This is a genomic window from Streptosporangium jomthongense (assembly GCF_042650425.1).
Lineage (GTDB): Bacteria > Actinomycetota > Actinomycetes > Streptosporangiales > Streptosporangiaceae > Streptosporangium.
On the sequence record NZ_JBHSBC010000032.1, the window covers coordinates 335643 to 345928 of the forward strand.

Annotated in this window: 7 protein-coding genes; all 7 read right to left on the reverse strand. The window is 71.6% G+C overall.

The window, feature by feature from the left end:
• Nucleotides 1–13 precede the first annotated feature (13 nt).
• Entirely contained in the window at nucleotides 14–1219 is a 1206-nt protein-coding gene (locus ACFOYY_RS27100) for a hypothetical protein (protein ID WP_386193205.1), read from the reverse strand.
• Between the two features lie 31 nt (nucleotides 1220–1250).
• A complete protein-coding gene (locus ACFOYY_RS27105; protein WP_352009770.1) occupies nucleotides 1251–1637 on the reverse strand; it encodes a Rid family detoxifying hydrolase in 387 nt (128 codons plus the stop codon).
• A 42-nt stretch (nucleotides 1638–1679) separates the two neighbouring features.
• Nucleotides 1680–2789 (reverse strand): alanine racemase, encoded by a 1110-nt coding sequence (locus tag ACFOYY_RS27110; protein WP_386193209.1) that lies wholly within the window; start codon nucleotides 2787–2789, stop codon nucleotides 1680–1682.
• Nucleotides 2790–2827: 38 nt separating this feature from the next.
• Nucleotides 2828–4351, reverse strand: coding sequence for an N-acyl-D-amino-acid deacylase family protein (locus ACFOYY_RS27115; RefSeq protein WP_386193211.1), 1524 nt, complete (start codon nucleotides 4349–4351; stop codon nucleotides 2828–2830).
• A 107-nt stretch (nucleotides 4352–4458) separates the two neighbouring features.
• Nucleotides 4459–8103 (reverse strand): DUF4153 domain-containing protein, encoded by a 3645-nt coding sequence (locus ACFOYY_RS27120; protein WP_386193214.1) that lies wholly within the window; start codon nucleotides 8101–8103, stop codon nucleotides 4459–4461.
• Between the two features lie 65 nt (nucleotides 8104–8168).
• The gene (locus tag ACFOYY_RS27125) at nucleotides 8169–8858 is read right to left on the reverse strand and encodes a response regulator transcription factor (protein ID WP_352009774.1); all 690 of its coding nucleotides are present in this window, start codon (nucleotides 8856–8858) and stop codon (nucleotides 8169–8171) included.
• Nucleotides 8859–9018: 160 nt separating this feature from the next.
• On the reverse strand, nucleotides 9019–9945 hold the full coding sequence (locus ACFOYY_RS27130; RefSeq protein ID WP_386193217.1) for a GNAT family N-acetyltransferase: 927 nt from the start codon (nucleotides 9943–9945) through the stop codon (nucleotides 9019–9021).
• Nucleotides 9946–10286: the final 341 nt, after the last annotated feature.

Genomic DNA, 10286 nt, shown 5'->3' on the forward strand with positions numbered 1-10286 from the left:
GTTCCGTGAACGGTCAGCCGGACAGGGCCCCGGGGATGCGGTCGAGGATGGGGTACGGCATGAGCCCGTAGGCGTAGAAGTCGACCGCGTCCGCCCCGGCGACCTTGGCGGCCCTGACCTTGGCGGCCAGCCGTTCCTCCGAGTCGGTGTCCGGCATTCCGGGCCGGAGCACCGCCCGCAGCTCCTTGCCCGTGGAACGACGGTAGGCGACCAGGTCGTCCGCGACGCGCTCGGCGTCGCGGGCGTAGGCGAGCACTCCGAGCGAGGGGACCAGGTCACCCAGGGCGACCAGGTCGACGCCGAGCTGCCAGGAGTCGTGCGCGGACAGCCCGGAAGGGGGGAGGCCGTCCATGTAGCCCTTCGCCGCGCCGGTCGCGTCGAGGAAGACGAACCTGGTGCCCTCCGCGGTGACCGCGGCGGAGACCTCGGAGACCAGTGAGGTCACCACCTCGGAGCGGGCCCGCGCGTAGGAGACGACCTCGGGCCCCGCGTAGGCGGTCAGCGCCGCCCTGGTCACCTCGCCCTGCGCGGGCGGGTCGCCGTCGAGGACACCGCCCACGATCCTGGCGCACTCCTCCCTGGCGACCTCCGCGTTGACACCGAGGTCCGCTGCGCGGCGGATGCAGAAGTCGCAGAAGCACAGGCCCAGAAGGAAGACGTCCATCGGCCCGAGCGGCACGAAGCAGCGGTCGTTGTGGTAGCCGCAGCCGAAGGTGCCGAAGTGCAGCGCCTCGGCGACCACACTGTCCACCCCCTGCCTGGCCACGGCCCTGCCGAGCGCCACCGCGTAGCGGCGCACGTCGGGGTTGGAGGGGCACAGCTCGGCGGGCGAACCCCGGTCACCGAAGCAGTTGCGCACGGTGACGTCGGGGTTGGCCAGGCCGAGTGTGGTGTTCTCCAGGAAGACGGTCCAGCCGTGCAGCTTCAGGCCCCGCTCCGCGGTGGCCAGACGCAACGCGGTCAGGGGCTCCTCCTCGGCACCCGCCTGCACAGGCGGGACGAGGCGGAGCCCGTCGAACAGGTCGGCCGGCGGAAGGAAGTGGACGCCGTCGTCACGCACGGTCACCCGGGGGCGGCCGTGCGGGGTGACGTCGCGAGCGCGGTGATAGGCGGCGGCGACGGTCACGCCCGCCACGCCGTACCCGGTGACCCGGTCGAGGACCGCCTCAAGGCCCTCACCCCGCACGTCCTCGACGTAGACGTATAGCGAGCTGTCCAAACCGCCGCCTTCCCACGCAGTCGGTCAGACTCTAACGTGCCTTGTAAGCGACGAAGTCGATCTCGACGAGGATGTCCATCAAGTCGGAGCCGACGGTCGTACGGACCGGGTACGGCTGGGTGAAATACGACTTGTACACCTCGTTGTAGGCGGCGAAGTCCCGCTTCAGGTGCTGAAGGTGGACGGTCGACTTGACCACGTCGTCGAACCCGAGACCGTGGGCCGCCAGGATCGCGCCGAGGTTGCGCATCACCTGGTGGGTCTGCTCGGCCACGTCGGTGCCGACGACCTCACCGGTCTTGGGGTCGAGCGGGCCCGCGCCGGAGGTGTAGACGAAGTCACCGACCACGAGGCCCTGTGAGTACGCCCCGACCGGCGCGGCGCCCTCGTCCGTCCGCAGTTCCTGCTTGCCACTCATGTCACAACTCCTTAGGAGACTCTCTACGACAACGACAGAACGTCAGAAATAGGTCGTGATCAGATCGACGACCGTGTGGTCGTCGTCCACGACCGGGATGACCCGCCACTTGTCGAAGGCGGTGCATGGGTGGGAGATGCCGAAGGAGACCAGGTCTCCGGGCTTCACCGTCGAGTCCGGCGTGAGCCGCAGGATCGCGTGCTGGTCCTGGACCTTGAGCACGGTCGCGCCCTCGACGGCCCCCTTGGGCACCGGCAGCCCCTCGTCGAAGGGGGCGTCCCGCTTGCCGAAGCCCACCACGGCCAGACCGGGTTCGGGCACACTCAGCACGTACGCCCACACCTCAAGCGCCGCCCGCAGTTCCCCCTCGATCCGGTTGTACGGCGTGCGCTCGCGGTAGTAGCCGTCGTCGTGGGAGACGTAGGCGCCGCTGCGCAGCACGACCCTGGCCTGGCAGGTGGCCAGCTCCCTGCCGATCACGTCGAACCACTGGCTGCCGCCGACCGACAGGATCGGGTCGCGCACCCGCAGGTGCTCCAGCGCCTCGACCAGCCTGCCGAGGTAGGCGCGCACCTCCTGCGCGTTCCCCAGCCCGCCCTCGTAGCCCGCGACGCCCACCAGTTCGACGCCGGACGCCTCCTGGGCCGCCGTGGCGACCTCAAGGAAGTCGGAGAGCGTACGGCAGCCCGCCCTGCCGCCCTCGTGTCCCAGCTCGACCAGCACCTGGAACGGCCTGCCGCCCGCGTGCCGGGAGAGTGTCTCGACACCGGCGACCGAGTCCGCGAAGCAGAGGAACTCGAACGACGGGTCCTGGTCCAGCTGGGCGGCGATCGCGTCGAGGCCCGCGGGGTCGAAGACCTGGTTGGCGATGAGGACGCGTGACACGCCGAACTCGCGCAGGGTCAACGCCTGGCTCGGGGTCGCGACCGCCAGCCCCCACGCGCCCGCCTCAAGCTGGGCTCTGACCAGCTCCGGCGACATGGTCGTCTTGGCGTGCGGGGCGAGGAGCAACCCGTGGTCGGCGGCGAATCCCGCGAGTGTGGCGATGTTGTGTTCGAGCGCGTCACGGTTGGCCACCATCACGGGGAAGCTGAAGGCCCCCCCGAACAGTGAGGACCCGACCGCCCGACTGGGATCGACGATCCCCTTCACGTGTTACCCCCTTCGCTTCCCTTGCTGGACCCTATCCGTCAGGGTCTGATCGCCCTTCCGGGGGTGGCCCCGGTGAGCGTTCCTCCGGCGAGCACCGCGACTCCGGAGACGAGGACGTCGTCGACACCGGCCGCGGGGACGCGGGGGTCGGCGTAGGTGGCCAGGTCCTGGACGCGGGCGGCGTCGAGAACGACGACGTCGGCCACCTGACCCGCGCGGATCAGGCCCCTGCCGGCCAGGCCGAAACGCCGGGCGGGGTGGGAGGCGAGATGGACGGCGGCCTGCTCCAGGGTCAGGTCACCGGTGTCGCGGACGTGGTGGCCGAGCATGCGGGCGAAGGCCCCGTAGCCCCTGGGGTGCGGATGCCCTCCGACGTAGATGCCGTCGGAACCACCGGTGTGGGCGGGATGCCGCAGGATCGCACGGACCGACTCCTCCCCTTCCGGTCCCTCGTCGGGGCGGGCCATCACGCACCCGGCCTCAAGGCGGGTCGCGACCAGGATCGCGCGGCAGAACTCACCCGGTTCCGCGCCGGCCCGCTCCGCCGCCTCGGGCAGCGTCAGCCCCTCCGCCCACTCGGCCCCCGGGACGTGCGAGAGGGTGATCCTCGGCCAGATCGTCTCGTCCCACTCGATCCGCTCGGACTCCAGCAGACTGAGCGCCCTGTCCGTGTCGGCGGCCGGAATCCACGACGGCAGCGCGACCATCGCCAGGATCGTGCTGCCCCGCAGGTAGGGATAGGTGTCGAAGGTGACGTCGAGACCTTCGTCGCGCGCCCGATCGACCATCGGCAGCAGGGTCGCCGCCGGACCGTGGTAGTGCGAGACGTGCACGGCGGCGCCCGAGCGCCTGGCGATGTCGGTCACCTCGGTCATCCCGGTCGTGGCATTGGCGCCGTAGCCGCGCATGTGCGTGACGTACGGCAGAGCGCCGAGGGGCGCGCAGAGCGCGGCCAGCTCGGCGGCGTCCGCGTAGCGTCCCGGGGCGTACTCCAGGCCCGTGGAGAACCCGGCCGCCCCCTCGGACAGGCCGCGCTCGACCCGGGCGAGCATGGCGGCGAGCTCGTCGGCCGACGCCGCCCGTTCCGCGGCGCCCATCACGTCGTAGCGGATCGTGCCGTGCGGCAGCAGGTAGACGGTGTTGAGCGCGCTCGCCCCGTCGTAGCCCGCCAGCAGCTCCGCCACGCTCAGCGGGCCGTCCGCGTGGGGGTGGGCGCCGTTGACCGCGGCGAAGTAGCGGGTGGCGTAGGCGAAGGCCTCGGGGGTCGAGGTGGGGGCGAAGGACAGGCCGTCCTGACCGAGGACGAAGGTCGTCACGCCCTGGCGCAGCGCGGCGAGCTGCACCTCCGAGTCGAAGACGAGGGCGTCGCCGTGGACGTGGCAGTCGATCAGACCGGGCATGACGTGGCGCCCAGAGGCGTCGATCACCGTCGCGGCCTCCGCCCCCGTCAGTCTGCCGACCGCGGTGATCTCGCTCCCGGTGATCCCGACGTCCGCCAGAAAGGCCGGGGCGCCGGTTCCGTCCAACACCCAGCCGTCTCTGATCAACACATCAAAGGACATGCTCGGATTCAATCATTGAAGAGGGATTCCGTGCATCTTCGAGCGTTCCAGCCGTCCGGGGGTGACTCGCCGTGACGCCGGAGGCGGTCGGCGAGTCCCCGCCGGAATCAGTCGTACGGCCCCCGGGAGGAGGTGGTCGCGCACTCAGGGCCGGAGAGCACCGGGCGTTCGGCCAGCAGATCCCTGGCCCGCTGGCGGGCGAGGTTCCATCCGTTCCACGGGTCGGGGGCCGCGAGGTCGTTGGCGGCGACCACGTCCCGCAGCACACAGCTGCGCATCGGCTCGGGCAACCGGTCGAGCGCGGGTACGGCCTCCGCCCCGAGGTCGCCCAGGTAGGCCTGGTCGAGCCGTTCGACACCCCGGATGGCGACCTGGGTCTCGGCGACCCGCAGGTCGGGGTTCCACACGGCGAACGCCAGCAGCGCGACCCCGGTCATCATCACCATCGCCCTGGGCAGCCATCCCGCGTGGCCACGCCGGGTGAGCCGTACCGCCCCCGCGGCCAGGACCAGCACGAAGACGGCGCCCAGCCACCAGATCGCCGCCTCGACCGAGGCCCGCAGCCGGGAGAAGCCGTAGGCGTCGACGTAGAGGTCGAGACGGTGCAGCGCGGAGGCCAGGACCACCAGGGTCAGCGCGCAGAGCAGGCCGAGCAGGCCGGCCATCAGCCACCTCTCACGCCCCCCGAGATCGACCAGGACCGAGGCCGCCGCCACGATGGCCAGCACGAACACGCTGACGATGACGAGCTGGAAGAACCCTGACCTGGCGTACTCGGCGTAGGTCAGCCCCACGGCGGAGACCACCCACCGGGTGCTGCCGAACAGCACGGTCAGCTGCATCCCCACGAACACGGCGAACAGCAGGTTGAGAGCGACCAGCGGAGGCACCCACAGGCTCCGGCCGACCGTGAGCCGCAGCGTGGGAACCCTCGGTTCGGCCACGGGACGCAGGCCGACCAGCACCGCCGCGGCGACCAGCACCCCGAAGACCGCGAACAGCACGATCCGCACCGGCATCGACGCCGCCCAGTCCTGCGCCAGCAGAATCCGTTCGACGGCGTCGGCGAAGACCGCGTCCGCCGAGACGAACAGCCCGCCGAACAGCAGTACGAGCACCAGGCTCAGCCCGACCCCGACCAGCGCGGGCACCACTCGTCTGCGCAGGGACGCCCCCTTGACCGACTCCGCGAGGAACCACGGCACGGGCGGTAGCGCGATCAGCACTGAGGCGGCGCCCCTGACCACCCCGAGCCAGCCGCGTCCCACCCCCGACAGGGCGAGGGCGGCCAGCAGGAACCCGGCCAGCAGGAGCGAGGCGACCAGCCAGTCCGAGTCCCTGAACACCGCGACCGTGACGAGTCCGTACGCGACCACCCCCAGCCCTGCCGACCACGGTGTGATCCGGTGCCGGGCGACCGGCAGAACCGCCACACCCATGGCGACGGCGACGAGCACGAACCCCAGCCCGATCCGGCTGTACGGCAGGGCCAGCGCCGCGACGAGGCCGACACAGGCGCCGGCGGCGAGCATCCAGCGGGGGGTGGCGGGCAGCTCGGGCCTGGGGAACAACGGCGGGGCCACATATCCCCCCGGCGGCCCTCCCGAGCCCTTTCCCGAAGGACCCCCGAAGGGGCTTCCCGGAGAACTTTCCGACGTCCCTGCCGGGAGGCCTTCCAGCGTGCCGTCCGGGGAGCCTCCCGAGGAGCCCGTCCCCCGCTCGCCACCGGTGGTTTCCCGCGTGGCGCCGGTCGCTCGCGCACCCCACGGCCCGCTGCCGTGCCCCGCCGGCCTCGGTATGACGGGACGCTCCGGGAGGCTTCCCGCAGCCCTGGCGTAGGAGTCGGTGATCCCGAGCACCGTGCCGACGAACCCGCCGCCCAGCGTGATCAGGAAACCGGCCAGCGCCCCCAGCAGCGGGCTCATCGAGGCGATGATCAACCCCGTGACCACCCCGCAGACCAGTCCGGCGATCCCGCCGCCGAAGAGTCCGGCGAACGCCCCCGCCCAGTTGCGAGGCGGCCGGGACCGACGTGGGGCCCCCGGCATCGGCCCCCACGCGGCGGACCGATACGACCCGCCCACCGCGGGTCTCCGCTCGGAGGACAGATGCGACTCGCCTGCCCTCGGCTGCTCACGCGCTGAGGACTCACCCGCCACCGGCCCGTTCGCCGAGGACGAGTACGGCCCGCCCACCGGCCCCCGCTCTGAGGACAGCCGTGACTCACCCGCCACCGGCCCGTTCGCCGAGGACGGGTGCGGTTCACCCGGGGCCGACGGCTCCACCGCCCCGGGCTCGGTCCTCCGGGGAGGTTCACCGTCTCCTTCGGCGTACCGCGCGAATCCGGCTGCGCCGGCACTTTCCCTGGGTCCGGCCAGACCACCCTCGACGGCATCGGAGAGCTTCGCGTTCTCACCGGTTCCCCCGGCCCGGTGGGCGAGCCCGGCGGACTTGCCGGATTCCGTGATCTCCGGCGACCCCGTCCCCTCGGAGGAAGGCACGGCTTTCCCGGCCTCGTCCGAATCGCCGTGTTCCCGAAGCGCCTCAACCCCCGAGTCCCCGGTGGATTCCGCCGTCTCAGGGAGCCGTGGGCCTTCCCCTCGCGCCTTGGCGGGGTTGCCGGGCGTTTCGGATCCCGCGATCTCCCGAAAACCAGATCCCTCGACGGGCGCCTCGTCCTGGGAGAGCCGGGCGCCCCCCGTGGCACCGGTACGGCCGGTGGCGTCAGCCGGTCCGCGCGACGCCCGGGTGAGGGTCGAGGCCGAAGAACTTTCCGGAAGGTCGACCACGACACGGCAGCCCCCGCCGTCCTCGACGTGGATGCAGCCGCCGTGCAGCTCGACGATCTCCTTGACGATGGCCAGCCCGAGGCCTGCGCCGCCCACGTCCGCCGCCCGCCCGGCGTCCAGCCGGGAGAAGCGCTCGAACGCCCGAGCCCGGTCCTCCTGCGGGATGCCCGGCCCCTGGTCGGTCACGCGCAGCCGTACGCCGTTCTCCCGTGGGGCGGCTCCGAGCACCACGACCCCGCCCGCGGGGCTGTGCCGTACCGCGTTGTCCAGCAGGTTCGCCAGCACCTGCGCCAGCAGGTCGGGGTCGGCGTGGGCGCTCAGGCCCGCGGGCACCTCACAGCGGGCGGTGACGCCCTCCCTGGCGAGTACGGCTTCGCGCAGCGCCTGTTCGCACAGCGGCCGGAGCTCGACCTCCTCAAGCTCGATCGGCCTGGCCCCGGAGTCGAGACGGGACAGGTCGAGAAGCTGGGCGACCAGTCTGCCGAGCCGCTCCGTCTGGGACAGGGCGGTTCCCAGCGTGACGGGGTCGGGCGTCGAGACGCCGTCGACCACGTTCTCCAGGACCGCCCTGAGCGCGGTGATCGGTGTGCGCAACTCGTGGCTGACGTTGGCGACCAGCTCGCGCCGCTGCCGGTCGACCTCGCCGAGGTCGGCCGCCATCGCGTTGAAGGCACGGGCGAGTTCGCCGACCTCGTCACGTGAGGTGGCGGCGACGCGCAGACCGTAGCGGCCCTTGGCGATGGTCTGCGCGGCGGCGGCCATCTCACGCAGCGGTTTGGTCATCCCCCGGGCGAGCAACTGCATCATGACCAGGGCGAACGCGACGGCGACCGCGACGCGGACGTTGCGCGGATATCCGGCGTTGATGCCGACCTCGTTGGCGACGAACGCCGCGGCGACGGCCAGCAGCATGACCATGCCGATCTTGACCTTGATCCTGCCGAGGAAGTCGAGGGGTCTCAATGGGGCCCGTCCGTTGGTCGAGTGGTGGCGGTTCGGAGGATTTCCGGTACTGAAAGAGGAGCGGGTCAGTTACGGACGAGGGCGTAGCCCACTCCGTGGACGGTCCTGACCACGCCGGGGCCGAGTTTGCGGCGCAGCGCGCGCACGTGGCTGTCGACCGTCCGGGTGGCGGCCGCCTCGGAGAACCCCCAGATGTCGGCGAGCAGCCGTTCACGTTCGTACACCTGGCCCGGCCGCTCGGCGAGACGGCACAGCAGGTCGAACTCGGTCCTGGTGAGCTGCGCCTCCGCTCCCCGCACGTAGACCCGCCGCTCCGCGGTGTCGATCTCGACGTCACCGACCCGGATGACCGTGTCCTCGACGGCGAGCTGGGAGGCCCGCTCCACCCGGCGCAGCAGCGCGTGCACCCGCGCGACCAGTTCGCGCATGCTGAACGGCTTGGCCATGTAGTCGTCCGCGCCGACCCCGAGGCCGACGAGCAGGTCGGTCTCCTCACCCAGTGCGGTCAGCATGAGCACGGGCACCGGCCTGGCGGCCTGCATCCTGCGGCAGACCTCCAGGCCGTCGAGACCGGGCAGCAGCCGGTCGAGCACGACCACGTCGGCACCGGCCCTGGCGTAGGCCGTGAGCGCCCCCTCCCCGTCACCCACGACCTGGACGTCGAAGCCCTCGGCCGTCAGCCGGTGCCCCACGGCCCGCGCGATCGTCTCGTCGTCCTCCACCACGAGGACACGTCGTTGTTGGGGGGATGTCATGCCTCGCAGCGTAAGGGGGCCGCGTGCAGATCACCTGTGATGAATTGTGAAGGTTTCGCGCACTCCGCCCGGCCCCCTGACCGACTTCCGGCGCCCCGAGCGTCTCGGATATCTCTGACATCTCCGACATCACGGCCAGAGGGCGCGGGCGTGGCCGGAACTACATGAGCACCATCCGGTGGCCGGTGACGCGGTAACCCAGCCGGGCGAACGAGGCGGCCATGGGGACGTTGCCCAGGTCGGTGTTGTCGTAGACCTGGGGCTCGCCCTCCGCGGCGAAGATGTGCAGCGCCTCGGTGACCAGATCGCCGGAGTAGCCGTGGCCACGGTGCGCGGGATCGACCCCGACGTAGCCGACCGTCGCCGAGCTGTCGTTGCTGGTCGGCATCACGACGCCGACCAGCGCTCCGGACGCGTCGTGAGCCAGGCGCCAGCGGGAGCGCCCGCCGGGATACCCCGCGAGCGCCGTGAGGGTCTCCCTCGCCGTCGCCTCGGCCCCCTTCTCGGCGCTGGTGCGCCGGTCCCAGGAGTCGAGACTGTCCCCGGCGACCCTGGCGAGCAGGCCGAGCACGGTCTCGTCGTCGTCTGCCGGGGTGAAGGTGAGACGGACCGACCTGGGTGGCAGACCGTACTCGGGAAGCCAGCGCAGGTTGAGCCGTTCGACGGTCCTGCGCCAGCCCAACCGCTCGGCGGCGTCGATCCGGTCGGTCGCGTCCGCCAGCGCGTCCGGCTGCTCCTGCCAGCCGACGGGCAGGAACAGGTGGTACTCGGGCCGGGTGTCCCCTTCGGGAAACAGCCCCGTAAGGGCGGCCTCCAGCAGGGCGGCGCCCGTCTCGACCCGGTCGTCACCGTGGCCGGGGTCGAACCAGTCGAGAAAGGCCGGACGGTCGGAACCCTCAGGGGCCCAGAAGGCCGCACGCGCGACCACCTCGTCGCCACGCGAGGCGACCCAGACCCACCCCGACCGGTAGCCGAGCTCCTCGAAGGGCCGGGGACGCAGGCCGACTCCCGATGCGGGCACCGGACCGTAGCGGTGGAACAGGGGGAACTCGTCCGCCTGGAGCGGACGGAACAGCAGATCGGACATGTGAAACTCCAGAAAGCATGTGCGCCTCCCGGATCTCAGGTGGTCTGCCACCCAAGACGGGGACGCGTGATCAGATCGGTGGGCATCTGTTCCTCACTCCTTTCTTTCCAGGGCCGGCCTCCTGAGGACCGGCGGGCAGACGTTAACCGGCCGAGCGACCCGCGCTCAACCGGATAAACCGGCCTCCGAGCGGGGCGCAGCCGCCTCCCCGGAACCGTCACCGTGGGCATCACGCCGACAGGATGGCCCGATCCGGGAACGGCCGTCGGCACCGAATCCCGTTCTGTGGATAACTCCGCACCCCGTGCGCGGCCACCTTTCGTTTCAGCAAGTCCTCATTC

Excerpts from the sequence above, each read along its gene's own strand:
- ACFOYY_RS27105 (WP_352009770.1), bottom strand. The coding sequence starts at position 1,637 with ATGAGTGGCAAGCAGGAACTGCGGACGGACGAGGGCGCCGCGCCGGTC.
- ACFOYY_RS27115 (WP_386193211.1), bottom strand. The coding sequence starts at position 4,351 with ATGTCCTTTGATGTGTTGATCAGAGACGGCTGGGTGTTGGACGGAACC.
- ACFOYY_RS27125 (WP_352009774.1), bottom strand. The coding sequence starts at position 8,858 with ATGACATCCCCCCAACAACGACGTGTCCTCGTGGTGGAGGACGACGAG.
- ACFOYY_RS27130 (WP_386193217.1), bottom strand. The coding sequence starts at position 9,945 with ATGTCCGATCTGCTGTTCCGTCCGCTCCAGGCGGACGAGTTCCCCCTG.